Below are 20213 nucleotides of genomic sequence, written 5' to 3'. Positions count from 1 at the left end.
CGTGCGAGGGGAGGGGTGTCCGCGCTACGCGTGGGCGCCCCTCCCGCGTGTCAGTGATGGTCGAGCGAGCGGGCCAGCGCGCAGACGGCGACCAGTCGGGCGAGCGGCCACTCCGGCGCGCTCCAGTCCACCGGACCCCGTGGCGGCGTCCACCCGTGTTCCAGGGCGGCGGCGCGTACCCCCTCGGCGTAGCCGGCGAGCGTGGCGACGGTCAACGGCCGTCGGTCCCCGTCCAGGCTGTCGCGGACGGCGGCGGCGTGCTGGTCGACCAGCGCCAGCAACCCGGGGCGCGCCGCGGCGGCGGTGAGGCCGGCGGTGCCCACGGAGACGGTGAGGGCGGCCAGGGTGGACCGCGCCGACTCGACGGCGGTCGGGGAGGCGACCCGGGTGAACGGCACACGCATGGTGACCGAGGCTAACCGACAGGTCATCGACCGGCCTCGGCCGCTCGGCGCTTGTGGGGTGTGCCACCGGACGAGTCGGGGCTGGCCGCGAGGGTTGATCCGGCACAGACAGGGCAGGAGACACCCGACGACCCAGGGTGGCACAGAGCACGGGAGCACCGATGGCGCAGCGGGCGGACGGGCCGGACGACCAGCACCGGCGGCCAGCGGGGGTCAGCGACGAGACGGTCGCCGCGCTGGGCAAGCTCAGCGAGGCGTTGGAGTGCGTGGAACGGGCCCGCGGGCACCTGTACTCGCTGCACCAGCTCATCGGGCACGCCGACCTGATGCTCGACGACGCGGTGGAGAAGTTCCGTGCCGCCGGACAGCATCGGATCGCCGAGCGGATCGACACCGAACTGCTGGGCCGCAACGTGATCGCCGGCCGGTGGACGTTCCAGATCGTCGAGGACTTCGACGACGGCTACCACGCGCTGTTCCGGGAGCTGGACCAGCAGGCCCGCGACGAGTTGGTCGGTGGGCGGCGGCACCTGTACGAGGCGGAGATGAAAGAGCGCCGCCGCACTCGGGGCCGGCCGGGACACGAGGCCCGACCGGCCGAGGGGACCGGCTAGTCGCCGGTGGCGTTGGCGGGCCGGCGGCGGGCGGCGTCGTCGGCGATGATCACGGTCGCCACCATCAGCGCGACGCAGACGCTGAACAGCCACGAGTCGTCGGAGACGAGCCGGGCCGACACGGGCGCCTGCAGCGCGGCGAGCAGGAAGCCGAGCCAGGCGAGACGGCGCTGACTCGTGGAGAGGATTCCGGAGCCTTGATGCATCCCGAAATTCTTACGCGAACGAGCCCGTCTGCCGTCCCCCGATCGGCCGATTCTGACTGAGCTGTCCGCTTTCTCGACCATCCGGACACCACTTCTTGTCGCGGCGGGCGGGCAGCCCTCGCCAACGGTAGGGTGCGCTGCGGCAGGATGCTGACCCATGTCCACGTCGCCCGCCCCACCCCGCGCCGCGCTGCTCCTGCTGGCCTACCTCGCGTTCGTCAGCCTCGGCCTGCCGGACGGACTGCTCGGTGTCGGGTGGCCGTCGATCCGGGGAGACTTCGGCGTACCGACCGAGGCCGTCGGGCTGCTGCTCGCCGCGGGCACCGTCGGCTACCTCACCTCCAGCGTGCTGGCCGGGTTCACCCTGGCCCGCCTCGGCGTGGGCGCTCTGCTGGCCGGCAGCACCCTGCTGGCCAGCCTCGCGCTGACCGGGTACGCCCTGAGCCCCGGGCTGGCCGTGATCGTGGGCTGCGCGCTGCTGCTCGGGCTGGGTTCCGGCGCTATCGACTCGGGGCTCAACGCGTACGCCGCCGGCGCGTTCGGCCCGCGACACATGAACTGGCTGCACGCCTTCTTCGGCCTGGGCGTGGCGATCGGTCCGCTGATCATGACGGCGGCGCTGAGCGCGGGGCTGGCCTGGCGGTGGGGGTACGGCATCGTGGCCGCCGCCCAGCTCGCCCTCGCCTCCGCGTTCGCGTTGACGGTACGCGCGTGGCGGCGCAGTGATCCCGCCTCCGGGTCGGTAACGGAGACACCCGAGGCCGTGCCGCCGGTGCGGGTGCCGATCCTGACGACGTTGCGGCTGCCGGTCGTCTGGTCGGGGACCCTGGCCTTCGCGCTGTACGTCGCCATCGAGGTGTCCGCCGGCCTGTGGGCGTTCCTGCTGCTCACCCAGGGGCGCGGCCTGAGCGCCGCGGTGGCCGGCGGCTGCGTCTCCGCGTACTGGGGGAGTCTCTTCGTCGGCCGGGTGGTGCAGGGCGTGGTCGCCGAACGGCTCGGCCCCCGTTTGGTGCTGCGGGTGAGCCTGGCCGGCATGGCCGTCGGCGCCGCACTGGTCGCGGTCCCCGGCTCGGCGGTGCTGGCGGTACTCGGCCTGGTCGTCGTCGGGTTCGCCGCCGCGCCGGTCTTCCCGCTGCTCACCCTCACCACTCCCGAACGGGTCGGGGCGGCGCACGCGGACCGGGCCATCGGGTTGCAGATCGGCGCGGCCGGCCTGGGCGCGGCGCTCGTCCCGGCAGGGCTCGGCGTGCTGATCAGCGCGGTGTCGGTGCAGGTGCTCGGTCCGGCCCTGGTGGTGCTCTCGCTGGCGCTGATCGTGCTCTACGAGCTGGGTGCGCGCCGGTCGACCGGGTCCGCCGGCCGGCCCGGTACGCCCGGCGAGGACTACCCGTTGTCCGGGCCGGTCCGACCGGTCGTCGACGGACGGTAGGCGCGCTCGGGGTCGGTCGGCTCCCGCCCTCCCTCGCCACCGCGGTCGGTCGCCGCCGGCCCGTGCCCGAAGGCGGCCTCCTCGCCGGCGTCGTTGCCGGTCACGTCGTCGGCCTGCCCGTCGATGCTGGAGCCCGCCACGGCGCGTTCGAGTTCCTCCAGCGGTAGCCGTTCCTCGTCCCGCCACACCCTGTCGTCCGTCATGACATCAGCGGTACCCGGGCGCGATGATCGCAAACGGGTACCCGACCCCGGAGACGACGATGGCCGCCGGGAACCCCGGCGGCCATCCTCGGTCGGTGCTCAGGATCACGGCTGCGGCCGGTCCACCGAGCCACGCCAGGCGCCGGTCTCCTGACCGCGCCGCTCGATGAACGTCTTGAACCGCTCCAGGTCGCCCTTGGCCCGCCGGTCGACGATGCCGAGCTTGTCGCCGGCCTGCTCGACCACGCCGTGCGGCTCGAACTCGAGCTGGAGGGTGACCCGGGTCTTGCTCTCGTCCAGGCGGTGGAAGGTCACCACACCGGCCTGCTGGGTGCCGCCGGTGGAGCGCCACGCGACCCGCTCGTCGGGCAACTGCTCGGTGATCTCGGCGTCGAACTCGCGCTTCACGCCGGCGATGTCCACCGTCCAGTGGGTCATCGTCTCGGAGAGCTGCCGGACCTCCTGCACACCCTCCATGAACTGCGGGAACTCCTCGAACTGCGTCCACTGGTCGTATGCGGTGCGTACGGGAACGGAAACGTCGACGTGTTCGGTAACGCCACTCATCGGTCAGTCCTCCTTCGGCCGCTGCCTGTCGGATCGGGGGTGATCCCTACCAGCGGGTTGTCTCGTTCTTGTTGCCGAGCGCGGCCCACACCTCGGAGACCGTCTGGTACTCGGTGCCCTCGGGGAGCCGTTCCAGCGCCGCCACGATGTCGTCGGGCGCCTCGTTCTCCCGGGCGCTGGCGATGAGCACCAGTCGGTCGCCGGGCAGCGCGCTCATGGAGATGAACCGGCCGAGCCGGCTGCGCTGCTCGACGTCGGTGGAACTCATCCCCTGCGGGGTGCCGGTGCGCAGATCGCCGGCCGGTGCCGTGGTGGTCTCCGGCTGGTCCTCGCCGGCCGGCTCCGGCACCCGGGACTCGTCGACCCGAGAGCCACCGGTCCCCGGCCCCTGCACGAGGCCGCTGACCTCCTGGCTCATCTGCTCGTCGATCCTCGGTCCGTGCTTGCTGTTGCCACGCTCCATGCCTTCTGCGCTACCCGGCACCCCGCCCGGTAAACCGGCACCCGGTCACGAACCGGCCCCCGGGTCGGACATCCGGGCGGACAACCGGCCGTCAGTCGTCGGCGGCCTTGCGCGGTGGCAGCACCGGACCGTCCGGGTCCTCCGCGCCCGCCTGCAACTGCCGGCCGCGCTGCACCTCGGCGTTGATCTGCACGCCGAGCATCAGGGCGCTGTTCGAGAGGTAGAGCCAGACCAGGAACGCGATGGCCGCGCCCAGGCTGCCGTAGGTCGTCTTGTAGGTGGCGAAGTTCGCGACGTAGAAGCCGAAACCGAAGGACACCACCGCCCAGGAGAGCAGGGCCACCGCGCCACCGGGGGTGAGCCAGCGGAAGCGGGGTTGGCGCACGTTCGGGGCGATCCAGAACAGCAGGGACAGCAGCACCATCATCACCAGGGCGAGCACCGGCCACTTCGCGACGCTCCACACCGTACGAGCCAGGCCACCGGCGTTGATCAGGTCGCCGACCGCGTCGGTGACCGGGCCGCTGACGATCAGCGCGAGGGCGACCACCGCGAGCAGCACCAGCGTCACCGCTGCCAGGCCGATCTGCAACGGCCGCAGCCTCCAGACGGGCCGGCCCTCGTCCACCCCGTAGATGGCGTTCGACGCGCGGGTGAACGCGCCGATGAAACCCGACGCGGACCACAGCGCACCGAGCAGACCGAAGCTCAGCAGCACCTTGGTGTTGCTCTGCTGGAGCACCACCGAGCGGATCACCCCGACCACGCCGCCGTCCTCGTCGGCCACCACCGATCCGGCGCCCACCTGGTTGGCCAGGTCGACCACCGTGTCGAGGGTCCGCTCACCCGACGAGACCAGGCCGACCAGGGCCACCACCACGATGGCGGACGGAAAGAGAGCCAGCACCCCGTAGTAGGTGAGGGCGGCGGCCCAGTCCGAGCAGTTGTCGTTCACGAAGTTCTGCACACTGCGGACCAGCACCCCGCGCCACGTCCGCCAGCTCAGTTGCCGGACCCGGCGGGGCACCCGCGTGCCCTGTCCACCGCCGAGCGTCGTACCGGGCTCCGTGGTCGTCATGCCCGCTCCCTGTGCCCCGGCCACCGGATGACCGGTCGTCCGGTCGGGCCTGGTGCGGCCGGTACCCGGAGCGGGAAATCGACAAACCCGTCCGGTGCCCCGCCGGCGCCGCTAGGGTTTGCCGCCGCGCTCTCCGGGAACGGTCATCGTCACCCTGTCGACACTCCAGGAGGACGACATGCCCGCGCGCGAGGACATGCCCAGCACGCTGCGACGCTCCTCGGACAAGGCGCAGCGCACCTGGGAGAAGACGCACGACTCGGCGGTGGAGACCTACGGCGAGGGCGAGCGGTCGCACCGCACCGCCTTCGCGGCGGTGAAGCACCAGTTCGAGAAGGTGGGCGACCACTGGGAGCCCAAGGGCCGCAAGGGCCCGAGCGACAGCCAGGCCGCCGGCGGTGGCCCGGAGCGACGCGCACCCACCGCCGGTGGGGTGGACGCCAACGCCAGCAAGGACCACCTGATGTCGGTGGCCCGCAAGCTGGACGTGCCGGGCCGGTCGAGCATGACCAAGTCGGAGCTGGTCACGGCCATCGAGAAGGCCAATGACCGGGCGACCCGCAAGGCTCGGGGCGACTGACCCCCGCGCGGCGCGGCACGGAGCGGACGCGCCACCCCTGCGCCCGCCCCGTGCTGTCCGCCGCCGTCCCGCTCGCCGCCGTTCTACTCACCACTGCCCGCCGCCGGGCGCCTCGATGTGCACCGCCTTCGTGGCCGTGAACTCGTCCAGCAGCTCCGGGCCGTAGCCGAAGCCCTGACCGCTGGCCCGACGCGGGTGCGCGGCCCCGCCCGGCGCCCCACCGAACACCGCGTTGATCTTCACAGTGCCCACCGGCAGCTCCCGCCAGGCCCGCTGCGCGTGGCTCATCGACGCGGTCAGCACCGTCGCCGCGAGCCCGTACGGGGAGTCCGCCGCGCAGGTCAGCGCCTCGTCGAAGGAGTCGACCACCACCACCGGGGCGACCGGGCCGAACGTCTCCTCGCGTACCAGTGCCATGTCGTGCCGGCAGTCGGTGACCACGGTGGCCGGGTAGTAGGCCCCCGGTGAGTCCGGCAGCTCGCCGCCGGTGCGTACCCGTGCGCCGGCCGCCACCGCTGCGGTCACCTGCCCGTGCACGTGGTCGCGGTGCCGCCGGTCGACAAGCGGGCCCAGGTCGGTGCCCGGGTCGCGACCCGGCCCGACCCGCAGCGCGTCGGCCCGCCGCACCAGCGCCGCCACGAAGTCGTCGGCGACGTCGCGGTGTACGTAGATCCGCTCCACCGCGACGCAGATCTGCCCGGCGTTGGCGAACGCGCCGAGCGCGGCCTGTTCCGCCGCCCATCCGGGGTCGACACCCGCGTCGACGACCAGCGGGTCGCTGCCGCCGTTCTCCAGCAGCACCTTCGCGCCGGTACGGGCAGCGGCCGCGGCGATCTTGCGCCCGGTTCCGGTGGACCCGACGTGCGCGACCACGTCCACGTCCTGTGCGGCCAGCGCCGCCCCGACCTCCGGGCCTCCGGTGAGCAGGGACAGCACGCCGGCCGGTAGGGCCTCGTCCAGGGCCCGGGCCAACAGCCAACCCGTCGCCGGCGTCCGCTCGCTCGGCTTGTAGAGCACCACGTTGCCGGTGACCAGGGCCGCGCCGAGCAGCCCGCACGACACCGCCACCGGGTCGTTCCAGGGGGTGATCGCGGCGACCACGCCGCGCGGCTGCGGAGTCATGAAGTCCACCGCGTCGGTAGCCCCGTGCAGCGTCCGCCCGCCGCGCAGCGGCGCGAGTTCCGCGTACTGTCGCAGGGTGCCGATGCCCGCCTCGACGCCGCCGCGGGCGTCCGCGAGGGGCTTGCCCATCTCCGCGGTCACCGCCGCGGTCAGCTCGTCCGTGGCCACCGCGACCGCGTCCGCGGCCCGGTGCAGCGCGGCCGCCCGCTCGGCCGGCGCGGTCGCCGCCCACTCGTCGGCCGCCTCCCGCGCGGCCTGGGCCGCCTTACCGACCTCGTCGGCCGTGGCGATGGGCGCCGAGGTGACCGGTTCCCCGTCCGCCGGATCGTGCACGACCAGCTCGCCGCCGGCCCCGCCCGCGCCCCACACCCCGCCCACCAGCTGCGCAACCGTGTACATGCGGCGCTGGATGCCCGAGCCCCGGCGAGACAAACGCGTTTCGCCCGGTTCCGCGCCGGGTAGGCGGATCGGGTGACTACCACCGGCGCGCAGAGCGCGGACGCCGTCGTCGTCGGCGCCGGACACAACGGCCTGGTCGCGGCGAACCTCCTGGCCGACGCCGGGTGGGACGTGGTCGTGCTGGAGGCGACCGCCGTGCCCGGCGGCGCGGTCCAGTCGGCCGAGGTGACCGCGCCGGGCTATCTGAGCGACCTCTACAGCTCGTTCTACCCCCTCGGGTACGCCTCGCCGGTGCTCGACGGTCTCGACCTGGGCCGCTACGGACTGTCCTGGCGGCACGCGCCGGACGTGCTGGCACACCTGTTGCCCGACGGCCGGGCCGCGGTGATCAACCGGGACCCGGACGCCACGGCCGCCTCGTTGGAGCAGTTCGCCCCCGGCGACGGAAAGCGCTGGCTGAACGCGTACACCGACTGGCTCGACGTGGCCGAGCCGATGCTGACCACGATCACCACTCCGTTCCCGCCGGTACGCGGCGGGCTGGGCCTGCTACGCCGGCTGCGGGTCGCCGGAGCGCTGCGGCTCGCCCGCCGACTCGTGGTGCCCGTACGCAAGCTGGGCGACGAGCTGTTCGACGGGGCGGGTGGGCCGGCGCTGCTCGCCGGGTGCGCCCTGCACACCGACCTGTCCCCCGAGGAGGCCGGCTCCGGCGTGTACGGCTGGCTGCTGGCCATGCTCGGCCAACAGGTCGGCTGGCCGGTGCCCGACGGCGGCGCACGGCGGATCACCGACGCGCTGGTGGACCGTCTCGCCGAACGCGGTGGTCGCATCCTGTACGGCGCGCGGGTCGACCGGGTGCTCACCGCGCGCGGCCGGGCGGTGGGCGTACGCACCGAGGGCGGCACGCTGTGGCGGGCCCGGCGGGCCGTCCTCGCCGACGTGCCGGCGCCGGCGCTCTACCTCGACCTCGTCGGTGCGGCGGCCCTGCCGTCGCGGCTGGTCGAGGACCTGGCGCACTTCCGGTGGGACGGCTCGACGCTGAAGGTCGACTGGGCGCTCTCCGCCCCGGTCCCGTGGACCAACCGGGCGGTCGCCGGTGCGGGGACGGTGCACCTCGGCGCGGACCTCGACGGGCTGACCCGCTACGCCGGCGAGCTGGCCCGCGGCGAACTGCCCCGCGACCCGTTCCTGCTGGTCGGGCAGATGTCCGTGGCAGACCCCAGCCACTCACCGCCGGGCACCGAGTCGCTCTGGTCGTACACCCACCTGCCGTTCCGGCAGAACTGGCGAACCGAGGACATCGCCGGGCACGTGCAGCGCATGGAGGACGTGCTCGAAGCGGCGGCCCCGGGCTTTCGGCAGCTCATCGTGGGTCGGCACGTGGCCGGGCCCGCCGACCTGGAGAAGGGCGACCCGAGCCTGGTCGGTGGCGCGTTGGGTGGAGGCACCGCCGCCGCGTACCAACAGTTGTTCCTGCGCCCGATTCCCGGCCTGGGCCGGGCGGACACCCCGGTGGACCGGCTCTTCCTGGCCAGTTCCTCGGCGCACCCGGGCGGTGGGGTGCACGGCGCGCCGGGCGCCAACGCGGCCCGCGCGGCCCTGGCCCGCGACCGCGCCCTGACCGGGCGCGCCTACGCGGCGGCGATCTCCACCGCCCATCGAGCGGTCTACCCCCCGACCTGACGCGGTGACCAAGAGGTTCGCGTCACCGGCGAGCCGGAATCTGACGCGAACCTCTTGATCAATGCTGGGAAGAGCCGTCAGGACGTGATGTTGCGGTGCTTGCTGCGCAGGCGGAACGGCATCAGCGCGCTCTCGACCTTGGTCGCGGTGGTCATCTTGGAGACGCCGTCACGCCGCTCCTCGAAGCGGATCGGGACCTCGAGGATCGTGTGCCCGAGCTTGGTGGCCAGGTAGTGCATCTCCACCTGGAAGCTGTAGCCGTTGGACTGCACCCGGTGCAGGCCGATGTCCTTCAGCGCGTCGGCCCGCCAGATCTTGAAGCCGGCGGTCAGGTCACGGATGCGCACCCGCAGCAGCGTGTGCACGTAGAGGTTCGCCCAGCCGCTGAGCGCCCGGCGGTACAGCGGCCAGTTCTCGTCCAGCTCGCCACCGGGCACGTACCGGGAACCGATCACCACGCCGGCCTGGGTGGAGAGCAGCGCGCCCAGCATCCCCGGCAGCGCCTCCGGCGGGTGCGACAGGTCGGCGTCCATCTGGGCCACGAACTCGGCCCCGCCCTCGATCGCCCGGGTCATGCCGTCGACGTACGCCCGGCCCAGGCCCTCCTTGCCGGCCCGGTGCATCACCTCGATCCGCTCCGGGTACTCGATGGCCAGCTTGTCGGCCACCTCCCCGGTGCCGTCGGGGGAGTTGTCGTCGGCGACGAGGATGCGCAGTCCCGGCAGCGGCAGCGCGAGCAGCCGCTCGACCAGCGCCGGCAGGTTGCCCGCCTCGTTGTAGGTGGGTACGACGACTGTCAGGTGTGCGTCTCGCCACGGCGACGGCAGCTGGACGGGCTCGATCATGTCGGACATCCTCGGTTTGCGGACACGGCTACCCCAGAGGGTAGCCAGTTGCCCGACCTGGATTGAAAAGGCTCCCCGTCGGTCGGACCGCCCGCAGGTGGCGACGCGCTCAGCGCAGGCGGCGGGCCACCACCGTCCGCGTCACCTCGGACCCCTCTGTCGTGTGGCGATGTCGGAGAGGCGAGCCAGCGTCTCCCGGTTCCGCAGGTGCAGCACGAGGTCGTTGGCCTTGTTCCGGACCCAGCGCAGCGGGCCGGCCGCGAAGTCCTCACCGATACGGACGCGGGTGGCGCCCTCGTCGACGGGCTCCAGGGTGAACGCCACGATCGCCTCGCCGGCCGGCCACAGACCGGCGCGCAGCACCAGCCGGTGCGGCGGCTCGCAGACCAGCACGGTCGAGGCGTCCTGCAACGAGAACGGCCACGGCCCGGCCCGGTGGTGCAACTGGCTGCCCACGCGCGGCCAGGCGTCGTCCACGTCGCGCACGTGCGCCGTCCCGACCACCCAGTCGCTGTACGTCCACCCGTCGGCCAGGACGTCGAACACCTGCTGCGGGGGAGCGTCGATCACTTTCTCCACTATCGCCACTGGACTCCCATACCCGCGCCGCGACGGCGGCTAACGGGCCGGCGGGTTAGCTTCTCCGAGGCGGTGGGTAAGGCGACCCGGGGCACCGCCGGCGGCGTTGGCCCACGGCGCTGACGACGACGTTTACTCCTTCGGGCGCCGGGAACCCGCCGGCTGTGCGACAGGACCAGGAGGATCCGTATCAGCGCAGGTCAGCCCGGGTGTACGCCGGTGCTGGCCGGGTTGGTCGCGGATCCGACGCAGGCGTCCTGTACGACGCGGTCCTGCTCGACCGTGACGGCACCCTGATCGAGGACGTGCCGTACAACGGCGACCCGGAGAAGGTACGCCCGCTGCCGGGGGCGCGGGCGGCGCTGGACCGGTTGCGGGCTGCCGGCCTGCGCCTGGCGGTGGTGACCAACCAGTCGGGCCTGGCCCGGGGCTACTTCGACGAGGAGCAGATGCGGGCGGTGCACGCCCGCGTCGAGGAGCTGCTGGGCGGCTTCGACGCCTGGCTGGTCTGCCCGCACGACGACGCCGACGGCTGCGACTGCCGTAAGCCGGCGCCCGGTCTGGTGCACGCTGCCGCCCGGGAGCTGGGCACGAGGGCGTCGCGCTGCGTGCTGGTGGGTGACATCGGCCGTGACGTGGGCGCGGCGCTGGCCGCCGGCGCGGCCGGGGTGCTGGTGCCCACCCCTGTGACGCGGCCGGAGGAGATCGCCGCCGCCGGCTGGGTGGCGACCGACCTCCCGTCCGCGGTGGACGAGATCCTGCGCCGTCAGCGGGCCGTGCGGCCCGCGCGGACCGCCGACAAGGTGGGTACGGCGCTGGTGGTGCGCTCCGACTCGGCCGGGGACGTGCTCGTCACCGGGCCCGCGATCCGCGCGGTCGCGGCCGGCGCGCAGCGGGTGGTGCTGCTCTGCGGCCCCCGTGGACGTGCCGCCGCCGAGCTGTTGCCCGGCGTCGACGAGATCATCGAACACCCGCTGCCGTGGATCGATCCCGCTCCCGCACCGGTCGACCCCGACGCCATGCGCCGCCTGACCGCCCGCCTCTGGGCCGTCGGCGCGGACGAGGCGGTGGTGTTCACCTCGTTCCACCAGTCCGCGCTGCCGCTGGCGCTGCTGCTGCGCATGGCCGGGATCACCCGGATCGCCGCGATCAGCGACGACTACCCGGGCGCGCTTGTGGACATCCGCCACCGGGTGCCGGTGGGCGTTCCCGAACCCGAGCGCGCGCTCTCCCTCGCCGCCGCGGCCGGCTACCGGTTGCCCGCCGGCGACGAACCCGTGCTGCGGCTCCGCGACGACGCCGTGGCGCCCCGCCCCGCCGCCGTCGGTGACCCCGGCTACGTGGTGCTGCATCCCGGCTCGGCCGCGTCGAGCCGGGCCTGTCCGACCGAGCTGGCGGCGCGGATCGCCACCGCGCTGACGGCGGCCGGGCACCGGGTGCTGGTCACCGGCGGACCCGACGAGCGCACGGTCACCGCCCGGGTCGCGGCGGCGGGCGGCACCGACCTGGGCGGTACGACCGACCTGGCCGGACTGGCCGCGCTCGTCGCCGACGCCGCCGCCGTGGTGGTCGGGAACACCGGACCCGCGCACCTGGCCGCCGCGGCCGGTGTGCCGGTCGTGAGCCTGTTCGCGCCGACCGTCCCCTTCGGGCAGTGGGGGCCCTACCGGGTGCCCACGGTCCGGCTCGGCGACGCGAACGCGCCCTGCCGCGACACCCGGGCGGCGGCCTGCCCGATCCCGGGGCACCCGTGCCTGAGCGGCGTCGACCCGGCCGAGGTGGTCGAGGCGGTACGGACGCTGACAGCCAGCGGCGGTGGCATCCGATGAACATCCTGCTCTGGCACGTGCACGGCTCCTGGACCACGTCCTTCGTGCACGGCAGTCACCGCTACCTGATTCCCACCACACCCGACCGGGGTCCGTACGGCCTCGGCCGCGCCCGCACCTATCCGTGGCCGGACAGCGCTGTCGAGGTGGCCCCCGACGACCTGCCCGGCACCGACGTCGATCTGGTCGTGCTGCAACGCCCGGAGGAGGTCGACCTGGCCGAGCAGTGGCTGGGACGGCGTCCCGGGCGCGACGTGCCCGCCATCTACGTCGAGCACAACACTCCCAAGGGCGACGTCCCGAACACCCGACACCCGATGGCCGACCGCGGTGACCTGCTCGTCGCCCACGTCACCGGGTTCAACCAGATCTTCTGGGACACCGGCGCGACCCGTACCAGGGTCATCGACCACGGCATCGTCGCGCCGGCCGTGTCGTACACGGGTGAACTGGACCGGCTCGCCGTCGTGATCAACGAGCCGGTGCGGCGGGGACGGGTCACCGGCACGGACCTGCTGCCCGAGTTCGCCGCGATCGCGCCCCTGGACGTGTTCGGCATGGGCGTCGCGGGCCTCGCCGACCACCTCGGACTGCCCGCCGACCGGCTCACCAGCCACGACGACGTGCCCCAGGACCGGATGCACGCCGAACTGGCCCGTCGGCGGGCGTACCTGCACCTGTGCCGCTGGACCAGCCTCGGGCTCAGCCTCATCGAGGCGATGGCGATCGGCATGCCGGTCGTCGCGCTCGCCACCACCGAGGCGGTCACCGCCGTGCCTCCGGAGGCGGGCGCCCTCGCCACCCGGATGGACGTCCTGCTCGACGCCGCCCGCCGGTTCATCGCCGAGCCGGCGGCCGCGCGTCAGGCCGGCGTGGCAGCTCAGGCCGCCGCGCGCGACAGATACGGCCTCGACCGTTTCCTCGCTGACTGGGACCGGCTGCTGGAGGAGGAAGTATGCGGATCGCGATGATCTCGGAGCACGCCAGCCCGCTCGCCATCCTCGGAGGCGAGGACGCCGGCGGCCAGAACACCCACGTGGCCGAGCTGTCCGCCGCGCTCGTCGCCGCCGGGCACGAGGTACGGGTGTACACCCGCCGGGACGCCCTCGACCTGCCGGTGACCGTTCGGGCCCCGGACGGGTACGACGTGGTGCACGTGCCGGCCGGTCCGGCCGAGCCGGTGGCGAAGGACGCGCTGCTGCCGCACATGCGCGAGTTCAGCCGGTGGCTCGTCGAGCGGTGGCGGGGTGGGGACTGGACGCCCGAGGTGATCCACGCGCACTTCTGGATGAGTGGCCTGGCCGCGTTGACCGCCGGTCGACAGACCGGCGTGCCGGTGGTCCAGACGTACCACGCGCTGGGCACGGTGAAACGCCGCTACCAGGGCGTGCAGGACACCAGCCCGGCCCGGCGCATCGCCTACGAGCGGGAGCTGGGCCGCTCGGTGGACCGGGTGGTCGCCCAGTGCCGCGACGAGGTCGGCGAGCTGGTCCGGATGGGGGTGCCCCGGTCCCGGATGACTGTCGTGCCCTCCGGCGTCAACCTCTCGTCGTTCGCCCCGCTCGGGCCGGTCGCCGACCGGGAGCCGGGTCGCGCCCGCATCCTCACCGTGGGCCGGCTGGTCGAGCGCAAGGGCTTCCAGACGGTCGTCCGCGCGATGGCGCTGGTTCCCGACGCCGATTGTGTCGTGGTGGGCGGGCCACCCGAAGGGCTGCTGGAGACCGACCCGTACGCCCGGCGGCTGCGGGCTCTCGCCGAGTCGTGCGGGGTCGCCGACCGGGTGCACCTGGTCGGCGCGGTACCCCGCGAGGAGATGGGCCGCTGGTACCGCTCGGCCGACCTGCTGGTCGCCGCCCCCTGGTACGAGCCGTTCGGGTTGACCCCGCTGGAGGCGATGGCGTGCGGCGTGCCGGTCGTCGGCACCGCCGTGGGCGGTATCCGCGACACCGTCGTCGACGGCACGACAGGTGACCTCGTGCCGGCCCGCGACCCCAACGCCCTCGCCGCCGCGATCCGAGGGCTGCTCGACGACCGCATCCGCCGCTTCCGGTACGCCACGGCGGCCCGCGAGCGGGCCCGGTCGCGCTACTCGTGGCAGGTCACCGCCGAACGCCTCACCGAGGTCTACAACGAGGTCGCCGCCGTACGCCGGCCGACCCGGGTGGTGGCCTGATGCCGGCGGTCAGCCCGCTCGAGGAGCACCTGACCAACCTCGCCGCGGCACTGGGCCCGTACCGCCGGTGTGAGCCGCAGTTGGCGCGTTGGGGCGCTCTCCTGGCGCACCGGCTGGCCGGCGGCGGACGGCTGCTGGTCGCCGGCAACGGCGGCAGCGCCGCCGAGGCCCAGCACCTCACGGCCGAGCTGGTGGGCAAGCTGCACGACGACCGCCAACCGCTGTCGGCGATCGCCCTGCACGCCGAGACCAGCGCCGTGACGGCCATCGCCAACGACTACGGCTACGCCGACGTCTACGCCCGTCAGGTGCGGGCTCACGGCCGACCCGGCGACGTGCTGCTGCTGCTCAGCACCAGCGGCGCCAGCGACAACCTGATCACCGCCGCGCACGCCGCGCACGCCGCCGGCCTGACCACCTGGGCGCTCACCGGACCCGCGCCCAACCCCCTCGCGGACGCCTGCGACGAGGCGCTCACCGTGTCGTCGGCCGACACGCAGGTCGTCCAGGAGCTGCATCTCGTCACCAGTCATCTGATCTGCGAGTACCTCGAGAAGGAACTGCCCGTGGCGCTGGCCGCCGCCGAGCCCGCGACGGCCGGTCGGCTCGCGTCCGAGCCGGTACGCACCGGGGTCGAGGTGGTGCTCGACGGCCCGGCCGCACAGCAGATCGACGCGTGAGGATGAGGAGGAAAGCGTGAGGGGACCCGTGGTGGTCGTCGGGGACACTCTGCTCGACCGGGACGTGGAGGGGTTGGTGAACCGCCTCTGCCCGGACTCCCCGGTGCCGGTGCTCGACGAGACCTCGGCAGTCGACCGGCCCGGTGGGGCCGGCCTGGCGGCGGTCTTCGCGGCGTCGCAGGGGGCCGACGTGGTGCTGGTCACCGCGCTCGCCGACGACGCCGGGGGCGCGCGGCTCAGCGCGCTGCTCGCCGCCGCCGGCGTGCGGGTGTATCCGCTGGCGCTCTCCGGCGCGACGCCGGAGAAGATCCGACTGCGGGCCCGGGGCCGGGTGCTGCTGCGCCACGACCGGGGCGGTGCCTCCGGTGAACCGGGCCAGCCCTCGGACGAGGTGCTGCGGGTGCTCGCCGCCGCGTCGGCGGTGCTGGTCAGCGACTACGGCCGGGGGGTGGCCCGGCAGCCAGCGCTGCGCGCCGCGCTGGCCGCCACCCGTGCGCCGGTCGTCTGGGACCCGCACCCGCGCGGGCCGGCGGCGGTGCCCGGCGTGCACCTCGTCACCCCGAACGAGTCGGAGGTACGCGAGCTGGTCCCGACGGTGCCCGGCGCGTCCCGGCTCGCCACCGCATCCCAGGGCGCGCAGGGGCTGCGTCGACGGTGGCGGGCGGGTGCGGTTGCGGTGACGCTGGGCGGGGACGGCGCGTTGCTCTGCCACGCCGGATCGACGCCGCTGGTGGTGCCCACCGCGGGCAGCGCCGAGGGCGACACCTGTGGGGCGGGTGACCGGTTCGCCGCGGCCGCCGGTCTCGCACTGGCACAGGGCGCGCTCGTCTCCGAGGCGGTGCAGGCGGCGGTCGCCGAGGCGTCCGCGTACGTGGCGGGTGGGGGAGTGGCCACGGCCTTGCCGGCCCCCGAACGGGCGGTCGGCGCGCGTGCCGAGGCAGGCCCGCGCGGCTCGCGCTGGGGCACGAGCCAGCTCGGCGGCGAGCGGGTGGGTGTGGCGGCGGTCGCCGCGCTCCTCGCCGAGGTACGGGGCGCCGGCGGCACGGTGGTGGCCACCGGAGGTTGCTTCGACCTGCTGCACGCCGGGCACGTGGCGACGTTGCAGGCCGCCCGGCAGCTCGGCGACTGCCTGATCGTCTGCGTGAACTCCGACGACAGCGTCGCCGGGTTGAAGGGGCCACAGCGGCCGGTGCTGCCCGAGGGCGACCGCGCCCGGCTGCTGGCGGCCCTGAGCTGCGTCGACGCCGTCCTCGTCTTCGACGAGCCGACGCCCGAGGCGGTGCTGTCCTGGGTACGCCCCGACGTCTGGGTCAAGGGCGGCGACTACGCGAGCGGTGTCGGCGACGCGGCCACGCTGCCCGAGGCGGAGGTGCTGCGCCGGTGGGGCGGGAACACGGTGGTGGTGCCGTACCTGGACGGTCGCTCCACCAGCGACCTCATCGCGCGTTCCGCCGCCGGGCAGGCCGTCGGCGCGGGCGGTGAGCCGCCACCGGTAGGCGTCACCACCGAGGTCACGTCGATGCCGGAGCGGACCCGATGACCGCCACGCGACCCGACGCCGGACCCGCCGTCCTGGTCACCGGCGGCGCCAGCGGACTCGGCGCGGCGGTGGTCGCGGCGGTGGCCGCCTCCGGTGGCCGCCCGCTCGTGCTCGACCGGCAGCCGCCGGCCGACGGCGTGGACTGGACCGAGTGCGATCTCGCCGACACCCGCGCCGCCGAGGCGGCCACCCGGCACCTCGCCGAGCAGGCCGGTGGCCTGGACGCGGTGGTCACGGCCGCCGGCATGGACGTGCCGGGTCGCCTCGCCGACGTGCCGGGGGAGACCTGGGACCGGATCGTCACCGTGGACCTGTTGGCCACGGCCGCGGTGATCCGGGCCGCGCTGCCGTTCCTGCAAGCCTCCGCGGGGCGCATCGTCACGGTCGCCTCCACTCTGGGCGTCAAGGCGGTCGGCGACGCCACCGCGTACTGCGCGGCGAAGTTCGGCGTCGTCGGGTTCACCCGTGCGCTGGCCGCCGAACTCGCCGGTCAGGTCGGCGTCACCCTGCTCATCCCGGGCGGGATGCGCACCGCCTTCTTCGACGAACGTGACCCGCAGTACAAGCCGGGACCGGACGCCATCCTCAACGACCCCGTCGACACGGCCGCGGCGGTCATGTTCGCGCTCCAGCAGCCGCCCGGCTGCGCCGTCCGCGAGATGGTCGTGTGCGCCGAGCAGGAGACGTCGTACCCGTGATCCTCGTGCTGCGCGCCCTCGGCGTCGGCGACCTGGTCACCGCGGTGCCCGCGCTGCGGGCGCTGCGGGCGGCGTACCCCGATCGGGAGCTGGCGCTCGCCGCGCCGGCCGGCCTGGCCCCGCTCGTCGACCTGGTCGGTGGGGTCGACCGGCTGGTGGACACCGCCGGGCTGGACGCGCCGGTCCGGCCGGGCCGCGCCCCGGAGGTCGCGGTGAACCTGCACGGGCGCGGGCCGGAGTCACACCGGCTGCTGGCCGCCGCCCGTCCCGGGCGGCTCCTCGCCTTCGCCAACGCCGCCGCCGGGTTCGACGACGGCCCGCGCTGGGCCGACGACGAGCACGAGGTGGACCGCTGGTGTCGGCTGCTGTCCTGGTACGACATCCCCACCGACCGCCGCGACCTGGGGCTGCGCCGACCCGAGCCGGTTGGCCTGCCGGTCGGCGCGACCCTGCTGCATCCGGGCAGCAACGTTCCCGCCAAGCGGTGGCCCGCCGACCGGTTCGCGGCGCTGGCCCGGGCGCTGCGCGAGCGGGGGCACCGGGTGCTGGTCACCGGCTCGGCCGACGAACGCGCGCTGGCCGGACGGGTGGCCGAGGCGGCCGGTCTGCCGCCGGCAGCCGTACTGGCGGGCCGGACCGACCTCGGCGCGTTGGCCGCGCTGGTCGCCGACGCCCGGCTGGTGGTCAGCGGTGACACCGGTGTGGCGCACCTGGCCACCGCGTACGGGACCGCGTCGGTGGTGCTCTTCGGGCCGGTGCCCCCGGCGGCGTGGGGGCCTCCACCGGACCGGCCCCAACACCGGGCCCTCTGGGTTGGCGAGGGGGATTGGCCCAGGTGGGACGGGGTAGGAAGCCACCCGACACTGACGGCTCTGCCTCTCGACGAGGTACTGGCCGCCGTGGACGAGGTGGAGAGGGTGGTGCGGGTCTCCGGTGCGGTTGCGGCGTAGCGATCCGGGTCGGCCCGGTTACGGGCGACGCCGGCGCGGTAAGGGCTGGACCTTCGTCGACCCGAATGGTGCCGTCGTGCGTGATCCGGCCACCCGGGCGCGGTTGAACGACCTCGTGATCCCTCCTGCCTGGCAGGACGTGTGGATCGCGCCGCACTCGAACGGCCACATCCAGGCGATCGGTATCGACGCGGCCGGGCGCAGGCAGTACCTGTACCACCCGGTGTGGCGGGAGAAGCAGGACGCGGCGAAGTTCGACCACATGCTGGAGGTGGCCCGACGGCTGCCGGTGCTGCGTGAGCGGGTGGGGCAGGACCTGGGCAGCCGGGGGCTGTCTCGTGACCGGGTGCTGGCCACCGTGGCCCGCCTGCTCGACATGGGGATGTTCCGGGTCGGCAGCGACCAGTACGCGGCCGGCGACGACCCGACGTTCGGGGTGTCCACCCTGCGCCCGGAGCACGCGCGGACCCGGGGCGGCTGCGTGGTCTTCGAGTTCCCCGCGAAGGGCGGCATCGAGCAGGTACGCCGGATCGAGGACCCGCAGCTGTGTGAGGTGCTGGTCAACCTGCGCCGTCGTCGCCGCACGGCGGACCGGCTGTTCGGCTACTGGGACGGCCTCCAGTGGCGGGACGTGCGCAGCGACGAGGTCAACGGCTACCTGCGCGACGCCAGTGGCGGCGAGATGACCGCCAAGGACTTCCGCACCTGGCACGCCACCGTGCTCGCGGCGGCCGAGCTGGCCGCCGCCGACCCGGCCCGCTCGGTCACCGCTCGGCGCAGGGCGGTGGCGGGGGTGATGCGCGCGGTGGCGGAGCTGCTGGGCAACACACCGACGGTGGCGCGGACGTCCTACGTGGACCCGCGGGTCGTCGATCTCTACCAGGACGGGGTCGTGGTGCCGATCGACGCGGACGCCCCCCGCGAGGAGGTCGAGCGGGTCGTGTTGGAGCTGCTCGAGAAGGCCTGACCGGCCCCGCCGACGATCCTGGGGGGGAAGCGACGGGGCCGGAGCCTCGGCCGGGGGCGGCACCGGGCGGCCGCCCGCCGCGTACTGCGGCGGGCGCCTCGCCACGGCCCCCGTTCGCGACCGATGCGGGCCCGGGTGCGCGGGCGCCGCCTCTGCCGCGTCGACCGTCAGTCTGCCGAAGAGGAGTTGACTTCGGATGCCAAGCGGTTGACGTCCTGCGCCGCACCTGGCTCGCCGTCGCGAAACGCCTGCGGGCTCACCCCGTACGCGGCCTTGAACACCCGACTGAAGTGGGCCTTGTCGCCGAACCCCCACCGTGCGGCGATGACCTGCACGGGCTGGGTGCGCAGTGTCGGGTCGGTGAGGTCCCGCCGGCACCGGGCGAGTCGAAGGTCGCGGATGTACGTCGCGACCGTGGTGTTCTCGGCCTCGAACAGGCGGTGCAGCGTCCGCAGCGAGATGTGGTGGGCGTCCGCGACGATCTGCGGGCCGAGCGTGGGGTCGCCCAGGTGGCGGTGGACGTACGCCTGCACCTGGGTGACCACCGCCCGGCGGCGGACCTCGGTCGGCACGGCGTCCTCGGCGACCAGGTTGCGGCCGAGCAGGGTGGTGGCCAGGTCGAGCCCCACCGCGCCGAGCCGGCTGGCATCGGCGGCCTGGTACTGCTCGGGGTGCCCGGTCACCTGGATCAGGAACTGCGCCAGCAGCGCCCCGAGCCCTTCGCTACCGGACATCCGGCCGCCGTAGAGCGCGGCCATCCGCTTCGGCGGCAACGGAAGCGCGGAGTGCGGGATCACCGTCGTGATCGAGGTGGCCTGGGTCCGTCCCGGCTCGCTCGCGTGGTGGCAGACGTCGTGCGGGCGCGAGGCGTCGTAGAAGGTGAACTCGCCGGCCAGGATGTCGCTGCGCCGACCGTCCTGGCTGGACGTGCCGACCCCGCTGGTGGTGAAGGCGAGTATGTACAGCTCCGGGTCCGACTGTCGGATCAGCTTGCGGGTGGCATCGAGTGAGGGGTACTGGTACCTGGCCAGTTGGATCGCGCCGAGGTCGATGAACTCGGCCTGGGCGGCGAAGTCGTCGGCGTACGGGGACTCCATCCGCAACGGCACGGACGTGCGCGCCACCAGGTCCAGCCACATCCCGAACCGCTCAGCGGGCGGCAGGACGGTGGTGTCGATGGTGTTCCTGGCTAGCATCCGCGCCC

The 20213-nt window shown here is 74.2% G+C and carries 22 protein-coding genes; 12 read left to right on the top strand and 10 right to left on the bottom strand.

Going from position 1 to position 20213, the window contains the following annotated elements:
• Positions 1-50 precede the first annotated feature (50 nt).
• On the bottom strand, positions 51-404 hold the full coding sequence (locus ABZU91_RS11770) for a DUF6401 family natural product biosynthesis protein (protein ID WP_355237755.1): 354 nt from the start codon (positions 402-404) through the stop codon (positions 51-53).
• A gap of 161 nt (positions 405-565) precedes the next feature.
• Here ABZU91_RS11770 and ABZU91_RS11765 point away from each other — a divergent pair, with 161 nt between their 5' ends.
• Entirely contained in the window at positions 566-1018 is a 453-nt protein-coding gene (locus ABZU91_RS11765) for a hypothetical protein (RefSeq protein WP_355237752.1), read from the top strand.
• On the opposite strand, the gene ABZU91_RS11760 is transcribed toward ABZU91_RS11765, so the two are convergent.
• The gene (locus ABZU91_RS11760; protein ID WP_355237748.1) at positions 1015-1224 is read right to left on the bottom strand and encodes a hypothetical protein; all 210 of its coding nucleotides are present in this window, start codon (positions 1222-1224) and stop codon (positions 1015-1017) included. The genes ABZU91_RS11765 and ABZU91_RS11760 overlap by 4 nt on opposite strands.
• A gap of 157 nt (positions 1225-1381) precedes the next feature.
• Between ABZU91_RS11760 and ABZU91_RS11755 the strand changes: the two genes are divergently transcribed.
• A complete protein-coding gene (locus tag ABZU91_RS11755) occupies positions 1382-2653 on the top strand; it encodes an MFS transporter (protein WP_355237745.1) in 1272 nt (423 codons plus the stop codon).
• On the opposite strand, the gene ABZU91_RS11750 is transcribed toward ABZU91_RS11755, so the two are convergent.
• From ABZU91_RS11750 to ABZU91_RS11735, 4 genes are all read right to left on the bottom strand, one after another.
• Positions 2608-2856 carry a hypothetical protein gene (locus ABZU91_RS11750; protein WP_355237742.1) on the bottom strand — a complete coding sequence of 83 codons (249 nt, stop codon included), beginning with the start codon at positions 2854-2856 and terminating at the stop codon, positions 2608-2610. The two genes, ABZU91_RS11755 and ABZU91_RS11750, sit on opposite strands and share 46 nt — an antisense overlap.
• Before the next feature lie 105 nt (positions 2857-2961).
• Positions 2962-3423 carry an SRPBCC family protein gene (locus ABZU91_RS11745; protein WP_355237739.1) on the bottom strand — a complete coding sequence of 154 codons (462 nt, stop codon included), beginning with the start codon at positions 3421-3423 and terminating at the stop codon, positions 2962-2964.
• A 46-nt stretch (positions 3424-3469) separates the two neighbouring features.
• Positions 3470-3886 (bottom strand): DUF2795 domain-containing protein, encoded by a 417-nt coding sequence (locus ABZU91_RS11740; protein WP_354860120.1) that lies wholly within the window; start codon positions 3884-3886, stop codon positions 3470-3472.
• A gap of 91 nt (positions 3887-3977) precedes the next feature.
• Entirely contained in the window at positions 3978-4964 is a 987-nt protein-coding gene (locus ABZU91_RS11735) for a YihY/virulence factor BrkB family protein (RefSeq protein ID WP_355237736.1), read from the bottom strand.
• Positions 4965-5142: 178 nt separating this feature from the next.
• On the opposite strand from ABZU91_RS11735, the gene ABZU91_RS11730 reads away from it, so the two are divergent.
• The gene (locus ABZU91_RS11730; protein WP_355237733.1) at positions 5143-5544 is read left to right on the top strand and encodes a ChaB family protein; all 402 of its coding nucleotides are present in this window, start codon (positions 5143-5145) and stop codon (positions 5542-5544) included.
• An 87-nt stretch (positions 5545-5631) separates the two neighbouring features.
• On the opposite strand, the gene ABZU91_RS11725 is transcribed toward ABZU91_RS11730, so the two are convergent.
• Positions 5632-7065: an aldehyde dehydrogenase family protein gene (locus ABZU91_RS11725; RefSeq protein ID WP_355237730.1), complete on the bottom strand. Its 1434-nt coding sequence runs from the start codon at positions 7063-7065 to the stop codon at positions 5632-5634.
• 72 nt (positions 7066-7137) lie between these two features.
• Here ABZU91_RS11725 and ABZU91_RS11720 point away from each other — a divergent pair, with 72 nt between their 5' ends.
• On the top strand, positions 7138-8748 hold the full coding sequence (locus ABZU91_RS11720; protein ID WP_355237727.1) for an NAD(P)/FAD-dependent oxidoreductase: 1611 nt from the start codon (positions 7138-7140) through the stop codon (positions 8746-8748).
• A 77-nt stretch (positions 8749-8825) separates the two neighbouring features.
• Here the strand turns inward: ABZU91_RS11720 and ABZU91_RS11715 are convergent, their stop codons facing one another.
• Together ABZU91_RS11715 and ABZU91_RS11710 are read right to left on the bottom strand one after the other, a co-directional pair.
• Positions 8826-9593: a polyprenol monophosphomannose synthase gene (locus ABZU91_RS11715; protein WP_355237724.1), complete on the bottom strand. Its 768-nt coding sequence runs from the start codon at positions 9591-9593 to the stop codon at positions 8826-8828.
• Positions 9594-9734: 141 nt separating this feature from the next.
• Entirely contained in the window at positions 9735-10181 is a 447-nt protein-coding gene (locus tag ABZU91_RS11710) for an SRPBCC family protein (protein ID WP_355237721.1), read from the bottom strand.
• Positions 10182-10381: 200 nt separating this feature from the next.
• Between ABZU91_RS11710 and ABZU91_RS11705 the strand changes: the two genes are divergently transcribed.
• From ABZU91_RS11705 to ABZU91_RS11670, 8 genes are read left to right on the top strand one after another with little or no spacing between them, the layout of a single operon-like run.
• The gene (locus ABZU91_RS11705; protein WP_355237718.1) at positions 10382-12001 is read left to right on the top strand and encodes an HAD-IIIA family hydrolase; all 1620 of its coding nucleotides are present in this window, start codon (positions 10382-10384) and stop codon (positions 11999-12001) included.
• Complete coding sequence (locus tag ABZU91_RS11700) at positions 11998-12972, top strand: glycosyltransferase (protein ID WP_355237715.1); 975 nt, start codon at positions 11998-12000, stop codon at positions 12970-12972. Before ABZU91_RS11705 ends, ABZU91_RS11700 begins: the two co-directional genes overlap by 4 nt.
• Positions 12957-14174: a glycosyltransferase gene (locus ABZU91_RS11695; RefSeq protein WP_355237712.1), complete on the top strand. Its 1218-nt coding sequence runs from the start codon at positions 12957-12959 to the stop codon at positions 14172-14174. The genes ABZU91_RS11700 and ABZU91_RS11695 overlap by 16 nt, the downstream gene beginning before the upstream one ends.
• Complete coding sequence (locus ABZU91_RS11690) at positions 14171-14854, top strand: SIS domain-containing protein (RefSeq protein WP_355238274.1); 684 nt, start codon at positions 14171-14173, stop codon at positions 14852-14854. Before ABZU91_RS11695 ends, ABZU91_RS11690 begins: the two co-directional genes overlap by 4 nt.
• 31 nt (positions 14855-14885) lie before the next feature.
• Positions 14886-16394, top strand: coding sequence for a PfkB family carbohydrate kinase (locus tag ABZU91_RS11685; protein WP_355238271.1), 1509 nt, complete (start codon positions 14886-14888; stop codon positions 16392-16394).
• The gene (locus tag ABZU91_RS11680) at positions 16391-17092 is read left to right on the top strand and encodes an SDR family oxidoreductase (RefSeq protein WP_355237709.1); all 702 of its coding nucleotides are present in this window, start codon (positions 16391-16393) and stop codon (positions 17090-17092) included. Before ABZU91_RS11685 ends, ABZU91_RS11680 begins: the two co-directional genes overlap by 4 nt.
• Positions 17089-18042, top strand: a complete 954-nt coding sequence (locus tag ABZU91_RS11675) for a glycosyltransferase family 9 protein (RefSeq protein WP_355238268.1) — start codon at positions 17089-17091, stop codon at positions 18040-18042. Before ABZU91_RS11680 ends, ABZU91_RS11675 begins: the two co-directional genes overlap by 4 nt.
• The gene (locus ABZU91_RS11670) at positions 18026-19009 is read left to right on the top strand and encodes a DNA topoisomerase IB (RefSeq protein ID WP_355237706.1); all 984 of its coding nucleotides are present in this window, start codon (positions 18026-18028) and stop codon (positions 19007-19009) included. Before ABZU91_RS11675 ends, ABZU91_RS11670 begins: the two co-directional genes overlap by 17 nt.
• 167 nt (positions 19010-19176) lie before the next feature.
• Here the strand turns inward: ABZU91_RS11670 and ABZU91_RS11665 are convergent, their stop codons facing one another.
• On the bottom strand, positions 19177-20205 hold the full coding sequence (locus ABZU91_RS11665; RefSeq protein WP_355237703.1) for a helix-turn-helix domain-containing protein: 1029 nt from the start codon (positions 20203-20205) through the stop codon (positions 19177-19179).
• Positions 20206-20213 lie beyond the last annotated feature (8 nt).

This window comes from Micromonospora sp. NPDC005174, from assembly GCF_040608495.1.
Lineage (GTDB): Bacteria > Actinomycetota > Actinomycetes > Mycobacteriales > Micromonosporaceae > Micromonospora.
This window is presented reverse-complemented; position numbering and strand designations above follow the sequence as displayed.